The organism is Blastococcus colisei, assembly GCF_006717095.1.
Classification (GTDB): domain Bacteria; phylum Actinomycetota; class Actinomycetes; order Mycobacteriales; family Geodermatophilaceae; genus Blastococcus_B; species Blastococcus_B colisei.
This window is the reverse complement of the sequence record NZ_VFQE01000003.1, coordinates 46,351-70,357: the sequence shown is the minus strand read 5'-3', so window position 1 is coordinate 70,357 and position 24,007 is coordinate 46,351. Positions and strand designations below refer to the sequence as shown.

General features: G+C 72.1%; 26 protein-coding genes. 16 read left to right on the top strand and 10 right to left on the bottom strand.

Features of this window, described 5'->3' with window-relative positions; all coding sequences use genetic code 11:
• Positions 1-160 precede the first annotated feature (160 nt).
• From FHU33_RS24375 to FHU33_RS24355, 5 genes are read right to left on the bottom strand one after another with little or no spacing between them, the layout of a single operon-like run.
• Positions 161-928, bottom strand: a complete 768-nt coding sequence (locus FHU33_RS24375) for a dihydrodipicolinate synthase family protein (protein ID WP_142028199.1) — start codon at positions 926-928, stop codon at positions 161-163.
• Between the two features lie 32 nt (positions 929-960).
• Positions 961-1,872: a U32 family peptidase gene (locus tag FHU33_RS24370; protein WP_142028198.1), complete on the bottom strand. Its 912-nt coding sequence runs from the start codon at positions 1,870-1,872 to the stop codon at positions 961-963.
• Entirely contained in the window at positions 1,869-2,267 is a 399-nt protein-coding gene (locus FHU33_RS24365; protein WP_142028197.1) for a MaoC/PaaZ C-terminal domain-containing protein, read from the bottom strand. The genes FHU33_RS24370 and FHU33_RS24365 overlap by 4 nt, the downstream gene beginning before the upstream one ends.
• Positions 2,264-2,689, bottom strand: a complete 426-nt coding sequence (locus FHU33_RS24360; protein WP_142028196.1) for an FAS1-like dehydratase domain-containing protein — start codon at positions 2,687-2,689, stop codon at positions 2,264-2,266. The genes FHU33_RS24365 and FHU33_RS24360 overlap by 4 nt, the downstream gene beginning before the upstream one ends.
• Positions 2,673-3,446, bottom strand: a complete 774-nt coding sequence (locus FHU33_RS24355; protein WP_211355361.1) for a GntR family transcriptional regulator — start codon at positions 3,444-3,446, stop codon at positions 2,673-2,675. The genes FHU33_RS24360 and FHU33_RS24355 overlap by 17 nt, the downstream gene beginning before the upstream one ends.
• A 183-nt stretch (positions 3,447-3,629) precedes the next feature.
• Here FHU33_RS24355 and FHU33_RS24350 point away from each other — a divergent pair, with 183 nt between their 5' ends.
• The 7 genes from FHU33_RS24350 (at position 3,630) to FHU33_RS24320 (ending at position 10,349) form a co-directional block, all read left to right on the top strand.
• Positions 3,630-4,895 carry a CaiB/BaiF CoA transferase family protein gene (locus FHU33_RS24350; RefSeq protein ID WP_142028195.1) on the top strand — a complete coding sequence of 422 codons (1,266 nt, stop codon included), beginning with the start codon at positions 3,630-3,632 and terminating at the stop codon, positions 4,893-4,895.
• A gap of 11 nt (positions 4,896-4,906) precedes the next feature.
• Complete coding sequence (locus FHU33_RS24345) at positions 4,907-5,314, top strand: thioesterase family protein (protein ID WP_142028194.1); 408 nt, start codon at positions 4,907-4,909, stop codon at positions 5,312-5,314.
• A 41-nt stretch (positions 5,315-5,355) separates the two neighbouring features.
• Entirely contained in the window at positions 5,356-6,342 is a 987-nt protein-coding gene (locus tag FHU33_RS24340) for a Bug family tripartite tricarboxylate transporter substrate binding protein (RefSeq protein WP_211355360.1), read from the top strand.
• The gene (locus FHU33_RS24335) at positions 6,339-6,971 is read left to right on the top strand and encodes a tripartite tricarboxylate transporter TctB family protein (protein WP_142028192.1); all 633 of its coding nucleotides are present in this window, start codon (positions 6,339-6,341) and stop codon (positions 6,969-6,971) included. Before FHU33_RS24340 ends, FHU33_RS24335 begins: the two co-directional genes overlap by 4 nt.
• A 1-nt stretch (position 6,972) precedes the next feature.
• Positions 6,973-8,625 (top strand): tripartite tricarboxylate transporter permease, encoded by a 1,653-nt coding sequence (locus tag FHU33_RS24330; protein ID WP_142028191.1) that lies wholly within the window; start codon positions 6,973-6,975, stop codon positions 8,623-8,625.
• On the top strand, positions 8,612-9,388 hold the full coding sequence (locus FHU33_RS24325; protein ID WP_142028190.1) for an enoyl-CoA hydratase/isomerase family protein: 777 nt from the start codon (positions 8,612-8,614) through the stop codon (positions 9,386-9,388). Before FHU33_RS24330 ends, FHU33_RS24325 begins: the two co-directional genes overlap by 14 nt.
• Before the next feature lie 61 nt (positions 9,389-9,449).
• Positions 9,450-10,349 (top strand): fumarylacetoacetate hydrolase family protein, encoded by a 900-nt coding sequence (locus FHU33_RS24320; RefSeq protein WP_142028189.1) that lies wholly within the window; start codon positions 9,450-9,452, stop codon positions 10,347-10,349.
• Between the two features lie 144 nt (positions 10,350-10,493).
• Here FHU33_RS24320 and FHU33_RS24315 read toward each other — a convergent pair whose 3' ends face one another.
• Positions 10,494-10,718: a hypothetical protein gene (locus FHU33_RS24315; protein ID WP_142028188.1), complete on the bottom strand. Its 225-nt coding sequence runs from the start codon at positions 10,716-10,718 to the stop codon at positions 10,494-10,496.
• Between the two features lie 267 nt (positions 10,719-10,985).
• Entirely contained in the window at positions 10,986-11,408 is a 423-nt protein-coding gene (locus FHU33_RS24310; RefSeq protein ID WP_211355359.1) for a MarR family winged helix-turn-helix transcriptional regulator, read from the bottom strand.
• Positions 11,409-11,478: 70 nt separating this feature from the next.
• Here FHU33_RS24310 and FHU33_RS26370 point away from each other — a divergent pair, with 70 nt between their 5' ends.
• From FHU33_RS26370 to FHU33_RS24300, 3 genes are all read left to right on the top strand, one after another.
• Positions 11,479-12,168, top strand: coding sequence for an ABC transporter transmembrane domain-containing protein (locus FHU33_RS26370; protein WP_281281718.1), 690 nt, complete (start codon positions 11,479-11,481; stop codon positions 12,166-12,168).
• A 21-nt stretch (positions 12,169-12,189) separates the two neighbouring features.
• Complete coding sequence (locus FHU33_RS26365; RefSeq protein WP_281281717.1) at positions 12,190-13,323, top strand: ABC transporter ATP-binding protein; 1,134 nt, start codon at positions 12,190-12,192, stop codon at positions 13,321-13,323.
• Positions 13,324-13,592: 269 nt separating this feature from the next.
• The gene (locus FHU33_RS24300) at positions 13,593-14,498 is read left to right on the top strand and encodes a GGDEF domain-containing protein (protein ID WP_142028187.1); all 906 of its coding nucleotides are present in this window, start codon (positions 13,593-13,595) and stop codon (positions 14,496-14,498) included.
• A gap of 30 nt (positions 14,499-14,528) precedes the next feature.
• Here the strand turns inward: FHU33_RS24300 and FHU33_RS24295 are convergent, their stop codons facing one another.
• Entirely contained in the window at positions 14,529-15,755 is a 1,227-nt protein-coding gene (locus FHU33_RS24295) for a sensor domain-containing phosphodiesterase (protein WP_142028186.1), read from the bottom strand.
• Between the two features lie 151 nt (positions 15,756-15,906).
• Here FHU33_RS24295 and FHU33_RS24290 point away from each other — a divergent pair, with 151 nt between their 5' ends.
• Both FHU33_RS24290 and FHU33_RS24285 read left to right on the top strand, forming a co-directional pair.
• Positions 15,907-16,527: a dihydrofolate reductase family protein gene (locus FHU33_RS24290; protein WP_142028185.1), complete on the top strand. Its 621-nt coding sequence runs from the start codon at positions 15,907-15,909 to the stop codon at positions 16,525-16,527.
• Positions 16,528-16,733: 206 nt separating this feature from the next.
• Positions 16,734-17,405 (top strand): hypothetical protein, encoded by a 672-nt coding sequence (locus FHU33_RS24285; protein WP_142028184.1) that lies wholly within the window; start codon positions 16,734-16,736, stop codon positions 17,403-17,405.
• 46 nt (positions 17,406-17,451) lie between these two features.
• Here the strand turns inward: FHU33_RS24285 and FHU33_RS24280 are convergent, their stop codons facing one another.
• Positions 17,452-18,282 (bottom strand): SDR family oxidoreductase, encoded by an 831-nt coding sequence (locus FHU33_RS24280; RefSeq protein WP_142028183.1) that lies wholly within the window; start codon positions 18,280-18,282, stop codon positions 17,452-17,454.
• Between the two features lie 161 nt (positions 18,283-18,443).
• Between FHU33_RS24280 and FHU33_RS24275 the strand changes: the two genes are divergently transcribed.
• Entirely contained in the window at positions 18,444-18,911 is a 468-nt protein-coding gene (locus tag FHU33_RS24275) for a GNAT family N-acetyltransferase (protein WP_211355358.1), read from the top strand.
• Between the two features lie 35 nt (positions 18,912-18,946).
• Here FHU33_RS24275 and FHU33_RS24270 read toward each other — a convergent pair whose 3' ends face one another.
• Positions 18,947-19,498: a DUF421 domain-containing protein gene (locus tag FHU33_RS24270; protein ID WP_170182699.1), complete on the bottom strand. Its 552-nt coding sequence runs from the start codon at positions 19,496-19,498 to the stop codon at positions 18,947-18,949.
• Between the two features lie 217 nt (positions 19,499-19,715).
• Here FHU33_RS24270 and FHU33_RS24265 point away from each other — a divergent pair, with 217 nt between their 5' ends.
• The 3 genes from FHU33_RS24265 to FHU33_RS24255 all read left to right on the top strand — a co-directional run bounded on the left by FHU33_RS24265 (position 19,716) and on the right by FHU33_RS24255 (position 23,896).
• Positions 19,716-20,837 (top strand): serine hydrolase domain-containing protein, encoded by a 1,122-nt coding sequence (locus FHU33_RS24265; protein WP_142028180.1) that lies wholly within the window; start codon positions 19,716-19,718, stop codon positions 20,835-20,837.
• A gap of 71 nt (positions 20,838-20,908) precedes the next feature.
• Positions 20,909-21,481, top strand: a complete 573-nt coding sequence (locus FHU33_RS24260; RefSeq protein ID WP_142028179.1) for a hypothetical protein — start codon at positions 20,909-20,911, stop codon at positions 21,479-21,481.
• Between the two features lie 255 nt (positions 21,482-21,736).
• Positions 21,737-23,896, top strand: coding sequence for a N,N-dimethylformamidase beta subunit family domain-containing protein (locus FHU33_RS24255; protein ID WP_142028178.1), 2,160 nt, complete (start codon positions 21,737-21,739; stop codon positions 23,894-23,896).
• Positions 23,897-24,007: the final 111 nt, after the last annotated feature.

Below are 24,007 nucleotides of genomic sequence, written 5' to 3'. Positions count from 1 at the left end.
CGCCGGTCATGTGCTTTCCTCGCTGGCGCTCGTCAATCCCGTGCCCATCGGTGCTGTACCCATGCGTGACCTCGCAAGCTCGGTCACGTGCTTTCCTCGCTGGCGCTCGTCAATCCCGTGCCCATCGGTGCTGTACCCATGCGTGACCTCGCACGCTCGGTCACGTCCCGACCCGGGCGACCGCCGAGACGCCGAAGCGCTCGGCGACCAGGTTCTTGATGCCGGCCGGGAAGCCGACCATCGAGGCGCGGTGCGGAGCGGCCAGTTCCACCTGGGCCTTGCCGTCGCCGGCGAACGCGGCGATGCAGCGCTCGGGCTCGGCGTTGGCCAGGACCAGGATCGCGCCGGTGGCCCCGACCGCGCCGCCCATCGTCAGCACGGTGGTGGCGCCGACGTAGATGTCGCGGTCGAAGACCTCCAGCTCGTCGAGCAGCCGCCCGGCGTCGCCGGAGGAGTCCTTGAGCCCGGTGACCGGGAGGTCGGGCAGCACCTCGACCGGGATGCCGGGGGAGGCGGCGAAGGGGAAGTGGTAGGCCAGCAGCGGCCGGCCGTCCGATGCCTTGGCGACGCGGTCGTAGTACGGCCGCGGGTCGGCGACGGCGGGCGGCGAGAGGACCAGTGCGGCGTCGGCGCCGGCGTCGAAGGCGCGCTCGGTGAGGTCGGCGGCCTGCGCCCCGGTGGGGGCGCCGGTGCCGGCCAGGACCGGGACGTCGGCGGGGACGGCGGCGCGGACGGCCTGGATCAGCGCGCTCCGCTCGTCGGCCGACAGTGACATGGCCTCCCCCGTCGTCCCGGCGAGCAGCACCGACCGCATGCCGAGCTCGGTCAGCCGGACGGCGAAGTCGGCGGTCGCGGCCGTATCGAGGCGGCGGTCGTCGTCGAACAGGGTGACGAGCGCGACGCCGACACCGGTGAACAGCGGGGGCATGAGGATTCCTCTCAGGGCGGGAGCGGTGGCGGTCAGCCGGCGACGGCGGCCGGGGTCGCGTCGGTGGCCAGCTGCGGCGCGAGCTCGGAGAGCAGCCGCAGGACGAGTTCCGCCCGGCGGACGCGCTCCCGGCCCAGGTTCTGGGCCATGGCGCCGATGTGCCCGCCGACCGGGTAGATGTTCGGGGCGTTGCGCAGCCCGAGCTTCAGGTAGACCGGTGCCGCCACGCGGACGACCTCCGGGACGTCGTAGAAGCGGACGGCGCCGCCCTGGTCGTCGGGCACCTCGACGTACATGTCGATCGGCACCGTCGTGGCCGCCCGGATCTCGGCGATCTGCGGGACGGTCAAGTCGGTGGAGATGTTGAGGCTGGTCGCCCCGACCTGCTCGTAGAGGGCCGCGGTCGGGCCGTTGGACAGCGGCATCAGCACCGACGTCTTCAGCACGAGGTCCTCGGGCAGCTGCCCGTCGCGCTTCATCCGGCCCAGCAGGGCGAGGACGCCCAGGTCGCCGACCAGGAGGCTGCGGATCCCGAGCCGGACGGCGCGTTCGGCGTCGCAGAGGGAGGCGGCGACGGCGGCGTTCCCGCGGGCGGCGGCGCCGACGGCGGCCGATACCTTGGCCTGGCCGCCGATGTCCCAGGAGCTGCGCGGCCCGAGGAAGAGGTTGACCTCCACGCCGTGCTCGGCGCCCAGGGCCGCCATCCGCTCGATCTCGGCGTCGGTCAGCATCATCACGCCGCTGCCCTGCGAGACCCGGTGGACCGGCACCCCGCGGCGGTCGGCCTCGTCGAGGACGGCCGCCATGACGTCGGGGCCTTCGCAGCTGGGGATCTCCACCTTGTACCGGGAGCCGTCGGGGAAGCGGCCCGTGGAGTCCGCCCCGTCGGTGAGCACGGGGTGCCCCAGGCCGGCGCAGAGGCTGTTGATGCGTTCCAGGGTCATGCCGGGCCCTCCGCCAGCTCGACCTCGGCCGTTCCGATGGTCGTCCTCGTGCCGTCCGCGCTCGCCGTCCAGACCTCGAGCGCGAGGCGGTCGCCGTCGCGACCGGTGACCCGGCCTCCGCAGGTGACCGGCTCGTCGCGGAAGTCCATGCCGCGGTAGCTCACGTCCAGGACGGTGATCGCGCCCCGTCCGGCGAACCACTCCTCCACCAGCCGGCCGAGCCAGGCGGTCTTCAGCAGCCCGTGCACCGCCAGCTCGCGGTGGCCGCGCGCCTGCGCGAAGGGGATGTCGTAGTGCATCTCGTAGAAGTCGCCGCTGGCACCGGCGTACTGCACGAGCGTGCGCAACGACGCCGTCTCGACGCGGATGGTCTGCTCCGCCTGCGGGTCGGTCATCGCCGCACCCGCGTCCCGACGTGGCGGACCGCCAGCGTCCCGTCCGTCAGCCGGAATTCGGTGACGAAGGTGAGCAGGGCGAGGGTGCCGGTGCGGCCCTTCTTCTCCTCGACGCCGGTGAAGGTCAGCTGCGAGGTGACCTCGTCGCCGAGCTGCAGCGGGCGGTGGACCTCGAACCGGTCGCCCCCGTTGATCCATCCCAGGCCGTAGGCCAGGGCCTCCGGCATGGTCGGCGGCTCGGTGAGGAAGCAGGCGGTGATCGTGGCCGGCACGTCGGTGCCGTTCTCGTCCGCGCCGATGGCCCGCCGGTAGTCGCGCAGGTGCCGCCGCTCGACGACGTCGACGCGTTCCTCGGCGGTCCAGCCGATCGCTGCCTGCAGTGCCTCCAGCGAGCCGGTACCCGTCTCAGCGGTGTCCGTCATGCCGCATCGCCTCCTCTTCCTCACGGCGGATCCGTGCGAACCACGCCCGCGACTCGGGCGAGTGGCCCTCGGCGTCGTCCGCGATGCTCAGCAGGTACGTGCGCTGCCCGTGGTGGGCCAGGGTGTGCGCCATGGCCTCGGCGTCGCCGGCCTCGACGAGGTCCATGAGCGGGCGGTGGCGGGCGGCGTCCTGGCGCGCGGTCTCGATCGGGGCGCGAGCCCGCCGGTTCATGGCCATGCACATGCGCATCTGCAGCGACAGGGACCGGTAGACGTCCTCGAGCCGCCGGTGCCCGGCCAGCCCGACGATCGCCAGGTGGAAGGCGAAGCTGCACTCCACCACCCGCGGCGCGCCCGCCTCCTCGGCGGCGGCCTCGAGCTCGGCGAACGCCTGGCGCAGCCGGTCCAGCCGTTCGCCGGAGCGGACCGGCACACCCAGCCGGACGGCGATCTGCTCGATCTCCTCGCGCAACGAGACGATCTCGTAGATGTCGTGCGGCGTGACCGGCGCGACGACGGCGCCCTTGCGCGGGGTCTGGACGATCAGACCTTCCTGCTCGAGCACCCGCATCGCCTCGCGCAGCGGGGGGCGGCTCACGCCCAGCTCCTCGGTGAGCCGGTTCTCGATGACGCGGTCTCCCGGGCGCAGCTCGCCGCTGAGCACCATCTGGCGGAGAGCCTCGGCGGCCAGGGCGGACATGCTCGGCGGCGCCTCGATACGGCGCGCGGAGGACACGGGTTCCGAAGCAGCGGTCACGGTGTTCCTCCTCTCTCGTGGGGCGACGTCACCCCCCGCCTGCCGGGCGCCGGTGTCGACATCTCTTGGTAACGGTTTTGCCTGTGAGCCTTGTCATATCGACTTGGCTTTTGTAGACAGTAGTCCACGAGCTGTGAGGTGCACCACCTCCGGCACCGCGAAATTTCGGAACGGAGGCTGCTGATGGCGGTCGAAACGAACGGTCCGCTGGCCGGGATCACCGTGCTCGAGGTCGGCGCCTTCATGGCCGCTCCCTTCGCCACGATGCAGCTGGCCGACCTCGGAGCCCGCGTCCTCAAGGTCGAGAACCCCACCGGTGGTGACCCCGTGCGGGACACCGGGCCGTTCCTCGACGGCGAGAGCTCCCCGTTCGTCCGGCTGAACCGGAACAAGGAGTCGGTGGCCCTCGACCTGAAGTCCCCGGAGGGCAAGCAGGCGTTCCTGCGCCTGGCCGCCCGGGCCGACGTCCTCGTCGAGAACCTGCGTCCCGGCGCCATGCGGGGTCTGGGCTTCGGCTACGAGGCGATCCGCGAGGTCAACCCGCGGATCGTCTACGCGTCCGCGTCGGGCTGGGGCCAGGACGGCCCGCTGGCCTCCCTGCCGGGGCTGGACATCATGGCCCAGGCCCGCGGCGGGCTGATGAGCATCACCGGCACCCCGGACGGCGACCCGGTCAAGATCGGCGTGCCGATCTGCGACCTGGTCTGCGCCATGTACGTCGCCCTCGGCGTGACCGCCGCCCTCAAGGAGCGGGACCGCTCCGGAGAAGGCCAGTACCTGGACGTGTCGCTGCTGGAGAGCGGGGTGTCCTTCGCCATCTGGGAGGCCGGGAAGTTCTTCGCGACGGGCGAGGTCGGCCGGCCGCTGGGCTCGGCGCACCAGAGCACCGCCCCCTACCAGGCGGTGCGCACCTCCGACGGCCACGTCACCGTCGGCGCCGTCACCCCGAAGACGTGGAAGGGGTTGTGCGCCGCGCTCGGCCTGGAGGAGCTGCTCGACGACGAGCGCTACTCCGACGCCGCCACGCGGCACGGCCACCGGGACACCCTCATCCCCGCGATCGAGGCCGTCACCACCACCCGGACGACCGACGAGGTGGTCGCCGCGCTGGACGACGCGGGGGTGCCCTGCGCCCCGATCGCCGACTACGGCCAGGTGTTCACCGACGACCACCTGAACCAGCGCAACTACTTCTGGGACGCGCCGCACCCGACGCTCGGGCCGATCCGCCAGCTCGGGTCGCCGATGCGCCTGTCCCGGACCCCCGCCCGCCAGGACTCCGCCGGCCCGCAGCTGGGAGCGGGCACCCGCGCCGCGCTCGAGTGGGCGGAGATCCCGGCCGGCGAAGTCGACGCGCTGATCGAGTCCGGGGTGGCCGCCGACCCGGCGCACGCCGTGGCCGCCTCCCCCGCGGTACCGCCCCTGCCCGCCGACGACCGACCCCTCTGAGGAGCCCCACCATGAGCAGCACTCTCGAACCCGGCGTCCAGGGCGTCCTGGAGCGCACCGTCGAGGCCGAGCACTGCACCCGCCGCGGCGAGTACGACATCTTCTCGACGCCGAACCTGGTGCTCCTGCTGGAGGAGGCGGCGATCGAGGGCCTGGCCCCGCACCTGCGCGAGGACCAGGCGAGCGTCGGCAGCAAGGTCGACATCGCGCACACCGCTCCGACGCTGCGCGGCCAGAAGGTCACGGCCACGGCGACCGTCACCGAGGTCGACCGGCGCCGCGTGGTCTTCGACATCCGCGTCGAGGACGACACCGAGGTCATCGGGACCGGCACCCACGAGCGGTTCGTCATCGACCTTCCCGGCTTCGAGTCCCGCCTGGCCGCCAAGGCCGAGCAGGTAGGCGGCGGTACCCGATGAGTTCCCACCTCCGACCCCGCCCCACCAACAAGGGAGTACCTGTGAAGCACTCGCGTTCCGCCGTCCTCGCCACGACCTCGGTCCTGGCGCTCACCCTCGCCGCCTGTGGCGGCGAGTCCGGCGGCTCTGCCGACGGCGGCGGCGACGGCGGCGGCTTCGAGCCGCGCGGCGACGTCACCATGGTCGTGCCGTTCGGCGCCGGCGGCGGCAGCGACCTGGCCGGCCGGGCCACCGGAACGATGATCGAGGCCGCGAACGAGGACCTCACCGTCTCCGTCGAGAACCGCGAGGGCGGCTCCGGCGCGGTGGGCTACTCCTACTTCCTCGGCGAGAGCGGCAACGAGAACCTGCTGCTGGCCACCGAGACGGCGCTGCTCGCCCTGCCGATCTCCGGCGAGGTGGAGTTCGACTACACCGACTTCACCCCGATCATGAAGCTGGCCGACGACTTCACCCTGATGATCGTCAACGCCGACAGCCCGTGGAACAGCTGCGCCGACGTCGTCGAGGCGGCGGAGACCGAGCGGATCACCGCCGGCATCAGCGGGATCACCGGCCTGGACAACATCGTCTTCACGCTCACCGAGCAGGAGACCGGCGTCGAGTTCGACCGCGTGCCCTTCGAGTCCGGTGGCGAGCTGACCGCGGCCCTCCTCGGCGGCCAGATCGACATCGCCTCCCTCAACCCCGGCGAGATCATCGGCCAGCTCGAGTCCGGCGACGTGAAGGCACTGTGCGCCTTCTCCGAGGAGCGCTACGAGTACGAGGCGCTGGCCGACATCGAGACGGCGGCGGAACAGGGGATCGACGTCTCCTTCGCCCAGTTCCGCGGGGTGCTCGCGCCCGGCGGCATCAGCGAGGAGGCGCGCCAGTACTGGATCGACACGATGGAGGCCGCGGTCGAGACCGAGGAGTACCAGACCTACATCGAGGACAACTACCTGCAGCCCAACACCGCCGCCGGTGACGAGTTCGTCTCCTACCTCGAGGGCAACAACGAGCTCCTGCAGCAGGTGATCGGCGAGTGAGCGCCCCCTCCGGCAAGCGGAGCGTCTCGGTGGAGCACGCCGTCGCCTACGGGCTGCTCACCGCGATCGGACTCCTCGCCCTCGTCACCGCGATCGGCTACGGCCTCTTCAAGGACGGCAATCGGGTCGGTCCCGGGCTCGTCCCCGCCGTGGTCGGCGCCGGGATCGTGCTGATCGGCGGCTGGGAGTTCATCGGGACGCTCCGCGGCCGGAGGGACGATCACACGCACGGCCTGGCGGAGGTCGCGGCCTCGGCCACCTCGGCCACCACCGCCCCGGCCGCCACGGCCGGGGCGGTGGTGGCCGGCACCGCCGGCGGCGGCGGGAGCGCGACCCCTGGCGCCGCGGACGACGACGACGTCGACATCTACGGCCGGACGGCGGCCACGCGGGCCCGCCAGCTGTGGACGGTGTTCGGCGCCCTCGTCGTCGCGGTCCTCCTCGTTCCCCTGCTGGGCTTCCTCGGCGCCTTCTTCGTGCTGTCGGTGTTCGTCTCCGCCGTCGTCGAGCGCCGCGCCTGGCTGCCCTCGGTCGTGATCTCCCTCGTGGCGGTCGTGGTCGTGTGGGCCGTGTTCGCCCTGTTCCTCAACGTGCCGCTGCCCGACGGCCTCATCGGGATCGGAGGCTGACGTGCTCGACAACCTGATCCTGGGGTTCTCCACGGCGCTGAGCCTCGAGAACGTCCTGTGGTGCTTCGTCGGTGTCTTCATGGGCACCGTGATCGGCGTGCTCCCGGGCCTCGGCTCGACCACCGGTGTCGCCGTCCTCATGCCCCTGACCCTGGGGCTGGAGCCGGTCACCGGCCTGATCATGCTGGCCGGCATCTACTACGGCTCCCAGTACGGCGGCACGATCACCTCGGTGCTCATCTCCACGCCGGGGGAGGCCGCGACCGTCGTCACCACGCTCGACGGCTACCAGATGGCCCGGCAGGGGAGGGCGGGCGCGGCGCTCGCGATCTCGGCGATCGGCTCCTTCGTCGCCGCGATCATCTCCCTCGCCCTGCTCGTCACCCTCGCGCCGCCGTTCGCCGAGTTCGCGCTCGACTTCGGGCCGCCGGAGATGCTGGCCGTGATGATCCTCGGCCTGGCGACGATCATCAGCTTCGCCGGTGACAACCGGAAGCTCGGCCTGCTCATGGCCCTGGTCGGGCTGCTCATCGCCACCGTCGGTGTCGACGTCGGCAGCGGCACCTCCCGGTTCACCTTCGACTCGATCTACCTGCTGTCGGGCATCCCGTTCGTCGAGGTGATGATCGGGCTGTTCGCCGTCGGCGAGGTGCTCAACCAGATCCGCGAGGGCGCCGCGGCGCCGATCCGCGCCGGCTTCCGCGAGCTGATGATCAAGCCGGCGGACCTCAAGCGGTCCGGCGGCCCGATCATCCGCGGCAGCTTCCTCGGCTTCCTCTTCGGCATCCTGCCCGGTGCCGGCTCGACGCTGGCGTCGTTCATGGCGTACGGCATCGAGCGGCGGGTCAGCAAGCGGGGCGACGAGTTCGGCACCGGCGCGATCGAGGGCGTCGCCGCCCCCGAGGCCGCGAACAACGCGGCTGCGAACGCCAACTTCGTGCCCACGCTGACCCTCGGCATCCCGGGCGGTGCGACGACGGCCGTCCTCCTCGGCGCCTTCATGATCTACGGCATCGACCCCGGCCCGCTGCTCTTCGAGCAGCAGCCGGCGCTCGTGTGGGGGCTGCTGGCCTCGTTCTTCATCGGCAACGTGATCCTGCTGGTGCTGAACCTGCCGCTGGCGCCGGTGTTCGCCCAGATGCTGCGCGTGCCGTACGGCTACATGTACCCGCTGATCCTGCTCACCAGCCTGGTCGGGGCGTACTCGATCGGGAACAGCATGTACAGCGTCTGGGTCGTCGTGGTCTTCGGGATCATCGGCTACTTCATGAAGCGGCTGGACCTGCCGATGGCCCCGCTGGTCCTCGGCGTGGTGCTCGGCCCGCTGTTCGAGAAGGCGCTGGTGCAGACGTCGGCGATCGGCGACGGCAACATCGGCATCGTCTTCACCCGGCCGCTGGCCCTGGTCGTCCTCACGATCGCGGCCCTGCAGCTCGTCGCCCCGACGCTGCTGGCGCACGTCCTGCGCCGGCGGCGGGCCCGCAACGGCGGCCCGGCCGGCCCGTCCGCCGGCGCACCGGTGGCCGACGGCCCGGACGCCCCCCACCCCGAATCCCCCGCCGCCGGAGGCGACACCGCCGCCGCCGGCGGGACCACCGGTCCGCGCACCGCCGCGGACACGTCGACCTCTGAGGAGACCCGTGGACGACCCTGAGCTGCTCGTCGACGCCGACGGCGGCGTCCTGACCGTCACCTTCAACCGCCCGCGGCAGCGCAACGCGATGACGTGGGGGATGTACGAGGGTCTCTACGAGGCCTGCGAGCGCGCCGACTCCGACGACGAGATCCGGGTGCTCGTGCTCAAGGGGGCGGGCGAGAAGGCCTTCGTCGCAGGCACCGACATCGGCCAGTTCGCCGAGTTCTCCTCCGGTTCCGACGGCGTCGCCTACGAGGAGAAGATCGCCCGGATCGTCAACCGGCTCGAGGACGTGGACGTCCCCACCGTGGCCGCCGTCCAGGGCTTCTGCGTCGGCGGGGGCCTCGGGATCGCCTCGGTCTGCGACCTGCGGATCGCCACCCGGTCGGCCCGCTTCGGCATCCCGATCGCCCGCACGCTGGGCAACTGCCTGTCGATGAACAACTACTCGCTCCTGATCAACCACCTCGGCCCGGCGCGGACGCTCGACATGCTGTTGCGGGCACGGCTGTTCAGCGGTGAGGAGGCGGCCTCGGCCGGCTTCGTCGCCGAGCTGTGCGACGACGACCAGCTCCAGACCGCCACCGACGGCGTCGTGCAGACGCTGCTGGGGCACGCGCCGCTGAGCATGTGGGCAGCCAAGGAGGCGGTCCGCCGCGTCCGGCGGGCGACGATCCCGGACGGCGACGACATCGTCACCCGGGTCTTCGGCAGCGAGGACTTCCACACCGCGGTCGCGGCGTTCGCGACCAAGCAGCCGGTCGCGTGGCAGGGCCGGTGACGGAACCGTCCGCCTCCGGCGCCCGACGCACAGTTCCTGGATCGAGCGTGGAAGAGGACCGATGACCCACGTCGTGCGCTACGAGGACGACGGCGGGATCCACGTCGGCGTCCTGGTCGACGGTCAGGTGCGGCCCGTGCCGGAGGTGGCCGCGCTGTCCGGGCTGCTGGCGCTCGGGCTGGCCGAGGCCCGCACGCTGGTGGAGCGCGCGGCGGGGGAGCCGGCCGTCCCCGTCGGCGACGTCCGGCTGCTGCCGCCGGTCGACGGGCTGACCGAGGTCTGGGCGTCCGGCGTCACCTACGAGCGGTCCATGGACGCCCGTGTCGAGGAGAGCCAGACGCAGGACGTCTACTCCCGCGTCTACGCCGCCGAGCGGCCGGAGCTGTTCTTCAAGTCCGTCGCCTGGCGGGTCGTCACCGACGGCGACCCGATCGCGGTCCGGCCCGACTCGGCGGTGACGGTGCCCGAGCCGGAGCTCGCCGCCGTCGTGACCGCCACCCACGAGGTCTTCGGCTACACCGTCTGCGACGACGTCTCCTCGCGTGACATCGAGGGGGAGAACCCGCTCTACCTGCCGCAGGCCAAGGTGTACGCCGGGAGCTGCGCGCTGGCGACCGGCATCCGGCCCGCCTGGGAGGTGCCCGATGCGGCCGCGCTCGGCATCTCCGTGCGGGTGACCCGGTCCGGCGCGACGGTGTTCGAGGGCAGCACGTCGACCGCACGCATGCGCCGCTCCGTGTCCGATCTGGTCTCGCATTTGGTGCGTGCGCAGGACTTCCCCGCGGGCGCCGTGCTCTCCACCGGCACCGGGATCGTGCCCGACCTCGACTTCACCCTGCTCGACGGCGACGTCGTGCAGGTGATAGTCGACGAGGTCGGCTCGCTGACCAATCCGGTCGGAACGCTGGACGCCGCCCGGGCCCTGTCCGCACTGCGCGTCCCCGCCGGTGCCGGCCGGTGACCGCGCCGGACAGGAACACGGCCGGGATCCCCCGTCGCCTCGACGGCCGGCTGTCGACCGAAGACCTCTCGCGGGGCTGAGGCGGGGAACGCGCCGAGGGCCGTTTCCGCAGCCGCGGAACCGGCCCCGACGTGGTGCCCGGACCTACGCGGCCGAGCGGCCCGAGTCCCGGGAGACGTCGGCGGCGAAGCGGTCCAGCACGGCGCGACGGTCGGCGGTGGTGGTGGCCGAGCCGATCGCACGGGTGGCCTCGATGGCGTCGAGCACGATGGCGCCGACGGAGACGAGGGAGCGGGTGAACCGCTTGCGCGCCTGCGACGCGGCGGGGTCTGCGATGCGGTCGTCGTGCCGGGCGATGAACGTCGTCATGATGTGCCATTCCTCTTTCTTGCTCCGGCGCCCTGTGACGCCGTTTCCACCAGTATCGGCGCCGAATTCACCTCCATTGACGGGTCAACGAGTGATGCGCCGCACGATCGCGCCGTCGGGCGGTGAGATGGGCCACCGTTCGCACATTCCTGTGACGCGGCCCACGGGCGTCCGAGCTGCGCCGCCGCCCCGTCGGAGCCGCGGTGACGATGACGGAATGGGTAGCGGAGGCCATTCTTGGAGAATGGTCCGTGACCGTTATTCGAATCAGTTCTCGTCGGCGAGGATGCCGAGCAGACGAGCGAGAGTGGAGCGGTCGTCGGGGGAGAGTCGGGCGAAGAGTTCGGAGGAGTCGGCCGCCCTCGCGGCGCCGATCTCGGCGCGGATCCGCCGGCCCTCGTCGGTCGGGCGCAGGATGACCGCTCGCCGGTCGCCCGGATCGGGCGTCCGCTCGACCAGTCCGCGCTCCTGGAGCGCGTCGGCCACCTCGGTGGCCGAGCGCGGGGCGATGCGCAGGCCCTCGGCGAGGTCGGAGAGCCGGACGCCGTCGCGCTCGCAGACCACCGTGAGCGCCCTGGCCTGGTGCGGGGACAGGTCCCAGGGCGCGAGCACGTCCCGCCACCGGCGGCGCTGCGTGCGAGAGGCGCGCATCAGCAGCTCGCCGAGCTCCGTCGTCCCCTCGTCGGCCACCGGGGAATCCTACCGACGGCGCTGCGGTTGCCACACCGTGAGGTAACCTCAGCATCGGAGTTCGAGGAGGGTGGTCGGCATCGACGAGATGACGACGAGGGGCGGCGGCGGACGATCCGGCCGCAGCGCCGATCCGGCCGACAAGGCCCAGCTCGAGCGCTCGCCCGTGCGGTGGAGTCGCGTGGCCGTCCTGTTCCGGCCCTACCGGTGGCAGCTGTCGGTCGTGGTGGCCCTGATCGTGGCGTCCTCGGCGGTCGCCCTGGCCACGCCGTTCCTGATCCGGCTGGTCATCGACGAGGCGATCCCCGCCCAGGACGTCCCCCTCCTCCTGTGGGCCGTCGGCGGGATGCTCGCCGTCACCGTGGTCACCGCGGTGCTCGGCGTCGTCCAGACCTGGCTCTCGACCACCGTCGGGCAACGGGTCATGCACAGCTTGCGGACGGCGGTCTTCACCCACCTGCAGCGCCAGTCGCTCGGCTTCTTCACCCGCACCAGGGGCGGGGAGGTGCAGTCGCGGCTCACCAACGACATCGGTGGGATGCAGTCGGTGGTCACCTCGACCGCGACGTCCTTCGCCGCCAACGCCACGACCGTCATCGGCACCGTCGTCGCGATGGCGGTGCTGAGCTGGCGACTGTCCCTGCTCTCGCTGATCGTGCTGCCGCCGGCCATCGTGCTGACCCGCCGGGTCGCCCGCATGCGCCGGACGATCACCGCCCAGCGGCAGCGCTCCCTGGCCGACCTGCACTCGCAGGTGTAGGAGGGCCTCTCGATCAGCGGCGTGCTGCTCGGCAAGACCCTCGGCGCGGGTCCGGCCCAGTCGCAGCGGTTCGCCGTCACCTCCGACGACCTGGTGTCGCTCGAGGTCCGCTCGCAGCTGGCCGGCCGCTGGCGGATGGCGACGATGAGCATCGTCTTCGCCGGCATCCCGGCGCTGATCTACCTGGCCGCCGGGCTGCCCGCGACCTCGGGCGGCATGACCATCGGCACGCTCGTCGCCTTCACCACGCTCCAGGGCGCGCTCTTCCGGCCCCTGATGCAGCTGCTGGACATCGGTGTCTCCCTGACCGCGTCGATGGCGCTGTTCAGCCGGGTGTTCGAGTACCTCGACCTGCCGGTCGACATCGACGACCCGGCGCACCCCGTCCGGATCGACCGCGCCTCCGTCCGCGGCGAGGTGCGCTTCGAGCACGTCGGCTTCACCTACCCCGACAGCCCCCGGCCGGCGCTGGCCGACGTCGACGTCGTCGTCCCCGCCGGGACGACGCTGGCCCTGGTCGGCGAGACGGGATCGGGCAAGAGCACCCTCGCCTCGCTGATCGCGCGGCTGAACGACCCCACCGCGGGCCGGGTCCTCGTCGACGGCGTCGACGTCCGGGACATGGCCCTGGCCGATCTGGCCCGCGTCGTCGGCGTCGTCTCGCAGGAGACGTACCTGCTGCACGGCACGATCCGGGAGAACCTGCGGCACGCGAAGCCGGACGCCACGGACGACGAGATGGTCTCCGCGGCCCGCCGCGCCCAGGTGCACGACGTGATCGCGGCGCTGCCGGCCGGCTACGACACCGTGGTCGGGGCCCGCGGGCACCGGTTCTCCGGCGGGGAGAAGCAGCGGCTGGCGATCGCCCGCACCCTGCTGCGCGACCCCCGGGTGCTGGTTCTCGACGAGGCGACCAGCGCACTGGACAACGAGACCGAGCAGGCCGTGCAGGCCGCGCTGGACGAGGCGGCGCGGGGGCGGACGACGATCACCATCGCGCACCGGCTCTCGACCGTGCGGAACGCCGATCGGATCGCCGTCCTGGACGCCGGACGGGTCGTGGAGCAGGGCTCGCACGAGGAACTGCTCGCCCGCGGCGGCCGGTACGCGCGGCTGGCCGGTTCCGCCGAGCGGGCTGTCGAGCTCGTCGCCTGACCTCGGGCATAGGAACCTATACATGCGTTCTGCGGCCCGGAACGTAGGTAAAGCCTCCTATGCCTGGGGAAGCCCGGACGAGCGCGGCAGGACCCGACTGGTGAGCCGGCCGTAGCTGATCCGATATATCCGCAGTCGGAGTTGCGGCCTCCTGCGGGCATGGCCACAGAATCGTCGGTGGGGGAACGCACGGAGCCCGGTGGTCAGCCGTACGGTCGCTGTTCCGGGCATACGACGACGTGTCCCGGCTCTACAGGGGAATTGTTCCGATGACAGCGCAGCCAGAGGTGGCCCAGCTCCCGGAGCAGCTGCTCCGCGACTTCGTCGACGCCAGCGACGCGCTGCTGTGCATCGTCGACGGCGAGGGCCGGATCCTCCTGACCAACCCCGCGCTCCAGCGGTTCACCGGGCGGACCGGCGAGGAGCTGTCGAACGTGCCGTTCTGGGACGTCTACGTCGTCCCCGAGCACGTCGCCCTCTCCCGGGACGCCGTGGCGCGAGCCATGGCCACCGGGACCGCCCATCCGCAGGAGGGTGACTGGCTGACCGGCACGGGGGAGCGGCGCCGGGTGGCGATGCGCAACACCGTGCTGCGGGACGACCGGGGCCGGCCCTACGCGGTGGGCTGCGTCGGGCTCGACGTCACCGACGACCGGCGCCGCGAGGCGCAGCTGCACCTGCGCGCGCAGACCGACCTGCTCACCGGGATCGCCAATCGCGGTGCCCTGTTCGACGCGCTGCGGGCCCGGCTCGCTGACGGCGTGGGCTGCGCCCTCCTCTTCTGCGACCTGGACCAGTTCAAGATCGTGAACGACCGGCACGGTCACGCGGTCGGGGACGGCCTGCTCGCGGAGATGGCGCGGCGGATGGCTGAGCTGGCCGGTCCGGGCGACCTCGTGGCCCGCTTCGGCGGCGACGAGTTCGTGATCCTCTGCCAGGGCCGCTCGCAGGAGGAGCTCGCCGCCCTCGCCGAGCGGGTCGGCGCGGCCGTCCGCCGGCCCTGGGACGGCCCCGAGGGCTCCCTGTCGATCGGGGTCAGCATCGGGATCGCCGTCGGCCGCCCCGGTGACGACGCCGACGAGCTGATCGGCCGGGCCGACCGGGCCATGTACGGCGCCAAGTGCCATCCCCACCGCCGGGCCGACCGCCCGCGGCGTGCCGCCGACCCCACCTGACATCCCGCGGACCCGCGGCGGCAGGCCGCGTCAGGACGTGAGGCTCGGGGTCGCCTCCCGACGCGGCCGCGGCACCTGGACGGGTGCGCCGTCCGCGAGCGCTTCGACGGGCCCGGGCCGGCCGAAGTGCCACCCCTGGCCGTAGTCGACGCCGAAGCTGCGCAGGGCGGCGTCCTCGTCCACGGTCTCGACGCCCTCGGCGACGACCTCGATGTCGCAGCCGTGCGCGAACTCGACGAGTGACTGCACGAGCTTGGCCAGCACCGGGTCGGCGTGCAGGCCGCTGACGATGCTCCGGTCGATCTTGATCACGTCGGGAGAGGTCACGACGATGTGGTGGAGGGAGGAGAACCCGGCGCCGACGTCGTCGATCGCCAGGCGCAGCCCATCGGCGCGCAGCGGTCCGAGGACGTTCGCGATGGCGTCGTAGTCCTCGACCCGGTCGTGCTCCGAGAGCTCGAGCAGGACCCGGTCCAGCGGGAGGCGGGCGAGGAGCTTCCGGCAGTCCTCGGTGATCAGGGTCGCCGGGGAGACGTTCATGGAGACGTAGCCGCCGACCCGGTCGAGCAGGCGCGCCGCTCCCTCGAGGGCGAGCAGTTCGAGGCGGTGGCCCAGGCCCACGCCGTGAGCCTGGTCGAAGACGACATCGGGGGCCATGCCCCACTCCCTGGGGAAGCGGCTCAGCGCCTCGGCGCCGGTCCGGCGCCCGGTCGCCAGCTCGACGATGGGCTGGAGGACGACGGTCGGGCCGCCGGAAGCGATCACCGGGTCGAGACGGTCGACGATCTCGCTGCGCCGCCCTTCGGCCCGCACCCCGGGCTCGACGATGACGGCGGCCGCGGAGGCGAGGACATCCATCAGCGCCTTGTCGCGCTCGGCGAGCTCCTTGTCGGAACTGAGGCCGAAGGCGCAGAAGGTGCCGTACAGCTCGCCGTCCGACAGCCGGACCGGGGCGGAGACGTAGCTGCGGATCCGGGGGATCTTCGCGGTGGGGAGCTTCATGGCCTCGGGGAAGTCCCGGACGTCGGGGATGACCGCGGGCAGCTTGCCGTCGAGGATCGCCTGGCAGAACGAGGTCTCCTGGACCTGCGTGATGCCGTCGCGGAAGACGAGCGGGATGGCGGAGTCGACGACCTCGAGGTGCTGGGTGGTGCCGTCGAGCCGGCTCAGGAACGCCACGCTCATCTGCAGCGACTTGCGCGCCGTGCGCAGCAGGTCGGCGACCTGCTGCTCGGCATCCGAGCGCTTCTTGCCCACGTGATTCCTCCTGGATCGATCTCTCCTGCTCCATCGACCGTCCGGAGCCATTCCTGGAGGAAGTTCCTCCGCTGGTGTCGATGAGGGGTGTCGCCGTTCGACGTCCTACCGAGGGGCCGAACAGGCGGCCCGCAGTTCCGGAGGAGTCGCCATGCGTCCGCTCGTCGTCACCACGTTCGTCACCCTCGACGGGGTCATGCAGGCCCCGGGCGGCCCCGGGGAGGACCCGTCGGGCGGCTTCTCGTACGAGGGCTGGCTCGTTCCCTTCTTCGACGAGGCGATGGGCGAGCAGATGAACACCTGGTTCGCCGGCGCCCAGGACTTCCTGATCGGGCGCACCACCTACGAGCTCTTCTACGCGTCCTGGCCGCAGATGATCAGCGACGACCCGGTGTCCCAGGGGCTCAACGTCAAGAAGAAGTACGTCGCCTCCCGCACGCTGGAGTCGGTGGAATGGGAGAGCGCCGAGCTGCTGAAGGGCGACGTGGTTGCCGCCGTCCGGGCGCTCAAGGCCGGGGACGGCGGCGAACTGCAGGTGCACGGCTCGGCGGGGCTGATCCAGACCCTGCTGCGCGAGGACCTCGTCGACGAGCTACGGCTGGTCGTGTTCCCGGTGGTGCTGGGCGAGGGCAAGCGGCTCTTCGGCGACGGCGCCCTGCCGCGGACCTGGCGGCTGGCCACGCACGCGACCACGCCGTCCGGGGCGCTGCTGCTCGGCTACCAGCACGTGGGCGGGGTCGTGACCGGCTCGGTCGGCCCCGAGTACGAGTGATCTCGCACAGCAGTCAGCCGCCGCCGTCTGCTGCCCGACGCCGGACCGCGCACGAGGCACTCCCGCGGCCGGGGCGGCGGTTCCACACTTCCCGTGGGCCTCGCCGCCCGGCGGACCCGTGAACGGGAAGGGGTGTCGTCATGGAAGCCAGCGCTGGATCCCGGATGAACGGCCCGGCGGCCGCGGGTGGGATGCCTCATGACGGCGTGACGAGCAGGTGGGACCGCATCACGGCGGCCGCCGGCCTCCTGTTCGTCGCCCTCGTCGTGGCCAGCTTCTTCACGCCGTCGATCCCGGAGTACGGCAGCACCGCCGACGAGCTCGCGGCGGGGATCACCGACGAGCGCGCCGGGCACCAGATGTCGCTGCTGCTCGGCTTCCTCGCCGACATCGCGTTCCTGGTGTTCCTCGCCGGCGTGTGGAGCAGGTTCCGGCGCCACGAGGGCAGCGGCGGCATGATGTCCGGCCTGTTCGCCATCGCCGGCGCCGCGTTCGTCGCGACCATCCTGATCGCCGAGGGCATCTACCTGGCGCTGGTCCAGGCCGCCGAGAGCGCCGACCCGTCGACCCTGCCGACGATCGCCGCCCTCGACTACTGGGTCGGTCTCTGCACCGTCCCGGTGGCGGTCGCGATGATGATCGGCGCCACGGGGGCCATCCTCAGCACCCACGCGCTGCCGACCTGGCTGGGTTACCTCTCCGGGGTCAACGCGGTGGTGCTGGTCCTCGGCCTCGGCGGGGTCTTCGAGAGCAGCGAGGAGACGTGGTTCGTCGCCATCGGCGGGTTCGGCGGCTTCCTGCTGTTCCTGATCTGGACGCTCGCGACGAGCATCGTGCTGCTGATGCGCTCCCGGCACCGGACGGAGGCGACGGCCTGAGGCACCGGGCCCGCTGGAGGGCGGCACGGCTCCCCAGCGGCCCGTCTCAGCTCGTCGGGCCGTGGGCGGCGGCGGAGACCGACTCCCACTCCCGCCAGGTGGCGAGCCGGGACTCGTAGTCCTCGGTGGCGATCGGCAGCGGCGCGCGGCCGAGGAAGATCCGCAGCGGCGGCTCGGCGGCGTCGACGACGGCCAGCACGGCCTCGCGGGTGGCCACCGGGTCACCGGGGTCGCCCGAGCGTGCCTTGCGCGCCGCGGCGGCCTTCTCGCGGAAGGCGTCGTAGGCCGGGTTCGGGGCGGCATGCCTCGCCGAGGCGCCGCCCCAGTCCGTCGAGTAGGCGCCGGGCTCGATGATCGTCACCGTGATGCCGAAGTCGGCGACCTCCGCGGCCAGCGACTGGCTGAACGCCTCGAGCGCCCACTTGGAGGCGTTGTAGATGCCGATGTTGGGGAAGGCGCTGATCCCGCCGATGCTGCTCACCTGCAGGATGTGGCCGGAGCCCTGCTCGCGCAGGTAGGGCAGCGCGGCCTGGGTGACGAAGAGGGCGCCGAACACGTTCGTGTCGAACTGGGCGCGCGCCTCGGCCTCGGAGATCTCCTCGATCATGCCGAACTGGCCGTAGCCGGCGTTGTTGACGACGACGTCGAGCCGGCCGAACCGGTCGTGGGAGTCCCTGACGGCGGCGAACACGGCGTCGCGGTCGGTCACGTCCAGCTGCAGCGGCAGCACCCTGTCGCCGAACTGCTGCACGAGGTCGTCGAGGGTGCTGGTGTCGCGGGCGGTGGCGGCCACGGCGTCACCGCGCTCGAGGGCGGCGATGGCCCACTCCTTGCCGAAGCCGCGGGATGCGCCGGTGATGAACCAGGTCCTGGCCATGGGGATCTCCTCTGCGTCGGGGCAGGCGCGGGTCCTCGGGGCGCCGTGCGGATGCCAGCCGCCGTCGGTCGGGCCGCTGTCGGCTCCAAGTCCGCCGTCCGCCGATGTGTTCCGGCGAGCCGGTGGACAGCGACGATCGGGAGCGGAGGAGTGTTCAGGGCATGGCTGTCGAGATCCGGGAGTACCGGCCCGCGGACTGGGACGCGATCGCCCGGGCGCACGACGCCGCTCGGCTGCAGGAGCTGGCGCCGTCCGTGGGGGTGGAGGCGTTCCGGCCCCTCGCGGAGACGGCCAAGCGGGAGGGGCTGTTCGACGAGCAGGTGTGGGTGGCCGAGCTGGACGGCGAGGTGGTCGGCTTCGTGGCCTACGCCCACGCCGAGGTGACGTGGATGTACGTCCATCCCGAATCGCAGCAGCGGGGCGTGGGGCGCGCGCTGCTGCGGCACGCGCTGGCCCACGCCGACGACCTCGGTGGCGAGGGCTACGTGACCGTGACGGTGCTGGACGGCAACCCGGCGCGGAAGCTGTACGAGAGCGAGGGCTTCCGGCTGGTCGAGACCAGGCGCGGCGGGCTGGCGGGCAACCAGGACTTCGCCGCGACCGGCCACGTCCTGGAGCGCCGCCTCTGAGTCGATGACCCCGCGTGGACAGCCCGTGGCGGGGGTCAGTCCCCCGGTGGTCCGTCCCCGACGGACAGGCGCCGGGCACCGGGGACGTCGTCGAACAGCCACGGGTCCAGCGGGCGGTCCTGGCGGATCACGCTCACCGAGCCGTTGCGCTCGAGGACGACGCAGCGGACCTCCGCGGGATCCCTGACCCCGGCCAGGCGCAGCTTCTGGCGCAGCTCGTCCTCCCCGACGTGGCTGGCGCGGAGGTTCTCGTGCAGCGGGACGGGGCCGTCCATCAGGAGGACCGGAGGACGGTTCATCAGCCGGTCGACCCACCGGTTCCGGCGGAGACGGACCAGGCTGATCTGCACGGCGAACAGCGTGGCCATGGCGACCAGCCCGACCATGAGAGTGGGTTCCAGGAGCAGCGTCGTCCGGCCGATCACCGCACCGAGGGCGATCGCGCAGCCGAGGTCGAAGCTGGACATGCTGGCCAGGGTGCGCTGGCCCAGCACCCTGACGAACAGCACGAGGGCCAGGTACATCCCGATCGTCGTGATGACCACGAGCAGGGCGGTGGTGCCGTCGATCCCGAGCCGCTCCAGCATGTGGATCCTCCCCATTCCATGCGGTGATGCCGGCCCCCGCGTGCCGAGGTTCCCCGGCAGCATGGCGCTCCGCGGGACACCGCACACGCGCGGATCCGCTCGGCCGGCCACCGGCGCCGTCCGTGCGTCGCACCGCCGTTGTCGGGGCCGTGCCCCCGTGGTGGGATCCGGTCGGCGGCGCCGGGCGCTGCCGGCGCGCGGTCGACGAGGAGGCTCCATGGCCGAGGTCCACGGCACCTGCGACGAGCGGTTCGCGGGGGTACGGGACGCCCTGGCGGCACAGCTGGACGGCGACGAGCTCGGCGCCTCGATCGCGGTGGACCTCGACGGTGAGACCGTCGTCGACATCTGGGGCGGCTACCGGGATCTCGACCGCACGGAGCCGTGGACGCAGGACACGATCGTCAACGGCTGGTCGACCACGAAGTGCGTGCTCTCGCTGGCCGCACTGCTGCTGGTCGAGCGCGGCGAGCTGGACGTCGATGCGCCCGTCGGCAACTACTGGCCCGAGTTCTCGGCGAAGGGCAAGAAGGACGTGCTGGTGCGGCACCTGATGTCGCACACGTCCGGCGTCTCGGGCTGGGACCCGCCGTTCTCCATCACGGACATGTACGACTGGACGACGTCGACCGAGCGGCTGGCCCAGCAGGCGCCGTGGTGGGAGCCAGGGACGGCGTCGGGCTACCACTCCAAGAACCAGGGGCACCTGGTCGGCGAGGTGATCCGGCGGATCACGAACAAGACGTTCAAGAAGTTCGTGGCCGACGAGATCGCCGGACCGCTGGGGGCGGACTACCAGATCGGAGCGGCCGAGTCCGACTGGTCGCGGATCGCGCCGGTGGTGGCCCCGCCGCCCGAGCCGGAGGAGCCGCTCGACCCCGGGTCGGTGCGGGGAAGGACGTCCCTCGGCCCGAAGTCGTCGGTGAAGGCGGCGAACTCGCCGGAGTGGCGGCGGGCGGACATGGGCGCGCTCAACGGGCACACCAACGCCCGCGGGCTGCTGGACGTGATGCGCACGCTGACGCTCGGCGGGTCGGGACCGGTGCGGCTGTCCGACCGCACCGTCGACCTGGTGTTCCGGCAGCAGTCCGACGGCGTGGACCTCGTCCTGATGACGCCGCTCACGTTCGGCATCGGCTACGCGCTGACCCCGACGGAGACGGTGCCGTACCTGCCCGCCGGGCGGGTGGCGTTCTGGGGCGGCTGGGGCGGCTCTCTGGCCGTGATGGATCTCGACCGGCGGCTGACGATCACGTATCTGATGAACCGGATGGCGCCGGGCATCATCGGCTCGCCGCGCAGCGAGGCGTACACGAACGCCGTCTACGCCGCCCTCTGACGCGCAGTGGCCTGCCCGGCGCGCTCCGACGCCCATGAGTGCGCGCTGACCCCGCGGGATAGCTAGCCGGCATGGATCTCGACGACGTGCTGCTGAACCCCCACTACGTCACCCGGCAGGCGCGGTGGATCGACGCCCCGCCGGACGTCGTGTGGGAGGAGCTGCACGCCGTCCAGCTGAGCGGTCTGCCGGTGACCGTCGTCCTGAGTGCTGCCCGGTTCCTGCCGGTGCTGCTGTCCGGCCACGGGCTGGGGCAGCTGCGCGACCGGCCGTTCCTGGAATCGCTGCCGGTCCCGCTGCTGGCGTCGGAGCCGCCCCGTTCCGTCGTCTTCGGCGGGGTGCTCCAGGCGTGGCGGCTGAGGGGTGGTGAGGAGCCGCCGTCGCTGGATGCCGAGCATCTGCACAACTGGATGAAGCCGGGCTGGGTGAAGGCGGTGATGGACTTCCGGCTGACGCCGTCCCGGGGCGGGACGGAGCTGAGCTCGGAGACGCGGGTGCTGGCGACCGACTATGCGACCCGGCGGAGGTTCACCCGCTACTGGCTGTTCGTGCAGCCGGGCAGCACCGCGATCCGGTGGGAGGTGCTGACGGCCGTCCAGCTGCGGGCGGAGGGCCGAGCGCGCAGCCGGACGCTCCAGGGCTGAGCCCGTGGCGGCCGGGCGGTGACCTCTGGACGACGCCGCCTGGTCCCAGACACAGCGGTTCTCACTCTGCGGTCATGCCGCGACACGCGCAGTTCGCGACACCGACGACGGCCCGGGGTGTCGCCGGGAGCGGAACCGTCGCGGGGACGCGCCGTGTTGACGCGAGCGATCGGAGCGGAGTAATCCGGCGTCGTCGCGTGGAAGCGCACGCTCGCGGGGGTTCTCGACGGCTGTTCCGAAAGACAGGAGAATGCCGTGCCCGACAGAGTGTTCCGCTTGACCCGCTGGGGGACGGTTGCCCCGCCCACAGGCTGGGAGATCGGCTCCGGAGCCTTTTCCGACCCCTCGCGGAGCGATCTGCTGGCGTACCGGCCGGCCGACGGCGGGTTGTGGGTGGGGGTGAACAGCGGCGGCGCTTTCACCTTCACCGCCCCGTGGGCGACGTTGTCTCCCGCGGCGGGCTGGCAGTTCGTGACGGGCGACTTCACCGGCAACGGTCTGTCCGACGTCGTCGCCTACCACCCGAGCAACGGCAGCGTCTGGGTGGGTGAGAACCGAGGCGCGACGTTCGAGTTCAGGCGGTGGGCCACGCTCGCACCCGCTGCGGGGTGGCAGATCGAGGCGGGGTACTTCACGGGCAAGGCGAAGGCCGACCTCCTGGCCCATCACGTCGCGAGCGGCGGATTGTGGGTCGGAGAGAACCTGGGGAACTCGTTCGGCCTCGTCGGGGCATGGGCGACGTTGCCGCAGGGGCAGGGCTGGCAGCTCGCCACGGGCGACTTCATCGGCGACGGGCGTACCGACGTCGTCGCGTACAACCCTGGCGACGGGTCCGTCTGGGTGGGGGAGAACCACAACTCGGGGTTCGTCCTCGGTCAGTGGGCGGGCGTGCAGCCCCCGGCGGGCTGGCGCATCGCTGCCGGCCGGTTCAGGGGGCGGGACAGGGCCGACCTGGCCGCCTACCACTCCGGCAACGGCACGGTGTGGGTCGGAGAGAACAACGGCGCCGGATTCGATTTCCCCGAGGCGTGGGCCACCGTGGCGCCCCCCGGTGGCTGGCAGTTCACCAGGGGCAGCGTCAACGGCGACCTCTTCGACGACCTGGTCGGATACCACCCGACCGAGGGCTCGATCTGGGTCGCCACGTCGTCCCTGCGGCCGATCGAGGGCTATTGCTGGCCACTCTCCGCGGCGCCCGGAGAGGCGATCTCGTTCCACATGTCGGGGGAGGGAGAGTCGGTCGCCTCCTTCCGGCGGCACACGTCCACCTCGGCGTCCGTCGACTCCTTCCCCGTGCGCGAGGTGCCCTTCACGGCGAACCGGCAGGCCGTGCAGGCCGCCCCGTGGCGTTTCGGCTGCGGCTGGACCGAGACGTTCGGCCTCACCGTTCCGCCGGACTGGACCCCCGGCCTCTACTCGGCGGCCTGCACGGACCCCGGGGGGAACACCTGCGACGTCACCTTCGTCGTGAAACCGGCTCACGCCGACCGGTCGGACGTCGCGGTCCTCGCCAACGCGAACACCTGGCTGGCCTACAACGGCTGGGGCGGCCAGTCGAAGTATTCCGGGCTGGCCCGCACCAGCTTCCTGCGCCCGATGCCGGGGGCGGCACCGCACACGGACATGCATCTCACCCGCGGCGAGCTCTGGGTGCTCGGCTGGCTGGAGGCACAGGGGCACCGCCCGGACGTGTACACCGACATCGACTTCCACAACGACGGCTGCGACGCGGGGCAGTACTCGTGCCTCATCGTGGACACCCACCCCGAGTACTGGACGACGCAGATGTATGACAACGCGGCGGCCTATCTCGACGCCGGCGGAAGCCTCGTCTACATCGCCGGCAACGGCATCTTCGAGGTCGGCGAATACGACAATGCGCAGACCGAGATGATCTTCCGTCTGGGCATCGAAGGCGGGCCGCGCGAGGACGCGCTCTTCCGGCAACTCGGCAGGCCGGAACGCTCGCTGATCGGCGTCGCGACCGAACGCTGCGGTGTGCCCGGCTCGCCTTTCGTCGTGCAGGCCGCCGATCATCCCCTGTTCGCGGGGACCGGCGTGTCGAACGGCGACATCTTCGGCGATTCCGGCCTGAATACCGGATTCGGGAACGGTAAGGCGAGCGCATGGGAGGTGGACACCAGCAACGGCCCCGGTTCCACCTCCACCGCGCCGGCCGACTGTGCCATGTCCCCGCGCGACGTGCCCCGATCGACCCTGCCCGGCGGGCTCGTCGTGCTGGCCGTGGGCCAACCGGACGCCCGCGGCGTGGGCGGCGAGATCACCTACTACGACCATCCGGGTGGCGGCTTCGTCCTCGCCGTCGGTTCGCTCACCGCCGGCGGCAGCCTCGTCGTCGACCCGGTGCTGACCGGGCTGATGGCCAACGCCCTGCAGCAGGCGGGCGTCTCCTGATCCCGGCACTGCCGGTCGACCAGCGGTGACGGGCGGGTCGTGCTTACGCTCGGACGATGGATCCCGCCGACCTGCTCGCCCTGCGCTCCGACGAGCGCGCCGCCCTGCTCC

Coding starts and splice junctions, on each gene's coding strand:
- FHU33_RS24300 (WP_142028187.1), top strand. CDS start 13,593: ATGACAGCGCAGCCAGAGGTGGCCCAGCTCCCGGAGCAGCTGCTCCGC.
- FHU33_RS24270 (WP_170182699.1), bottom strand. CDS start 19,498: ATGCTGGAGCGGCTCGGGATCGACGGCACCACCGCCCTGCTCGTGGTC.
- FHU33_RS24345 (WP_142028194.1), top strand. CDS start 4,907: ATGAGCAGCACTCTCGAACCCGGCGTCCAGGGCGTCCTGGAGCGCACC.
- FHU33_RS24375 (WP_142028199.1), bottom strand. CDS start 928: ATGCCCCCGCTGTTCACCGGTGTCGGCGTCGCGCTCGTCACCCTGTTC.
- FHU33_RS24315 (WP_142028188.1), bottom strand. CDS start 10,718: ATGACGACGTTCATCGCCCGGCACGACGACCGCATCGCAGACCCCGCC.
- FHU33_RS24265 (WP_142028180.1), top strand. CDS start 19,716: ATGGCCGAGGTCCACGGCACCTGCGACGAGCGGTTCGCGGGGGTACGG.
- FHU33_RS24280 (WP_142028183.1), bottom strand. CDS start 18,282: ATGGCCAGGACCTGGTTCATCACCGGCGCATCCCGCGGCTTCGGCAAG.
- FHU33_RS24365 (WP_142028197.1), bottom strand. CDS start 2,267: ATGACCGACCCGCAGGCGGAGCAGACCATCCGCGTCGAGACGGCGTCG.
- FHU33_RS24320 (WP_142028189.1), top strand. CDS start 9,450: ATGACCCACGTCGTGCGCTACGAGGACGACGGCGGGATCCACGTCGGC.
- FHU33_RS24360 (WP_142028196.1), bottom strand. CDS start 2,689: ATGACGGACACCGCTGAGACGGGTACCGGCTCGCTGGAGGCACTGCAG.
- FHU33_RS24370 (WP_142028198.1), bottom strand. CDS start 1,872: ATGACCCTGGAACGCATCAACAGCCTCTGCGCCGGCCTGGGGCACCCC.
- FHU33_RS24260 (WP_142028179.1), top strand. CDS start 20,909: ATGGATCTCGACGACGTGCTGCTGAACCCCCACTACGTCACCCGGCAG.
- FHU33_RS24350 (WP_142028195.1), top strand. CDS start 3,630: ATGGCGGTCGAAACGAACGGTCCGCTGGCCGGGATCACCGTGCTCGAG.
- FHU33_RS24275 (WP_211355358.1), top strand. CDS start 18,444: ATGGCTGTCGAGATCCGGGAGTACCGGCCCGCGGACTGGGACGCGATC.
- FHU33_RS24290 (WP_142028185.1), top strand. CDS start 15,907: ATGCGTCCGCTCGTCGTCACCACGTTCGTCACCCTCGACGGGGTCATG.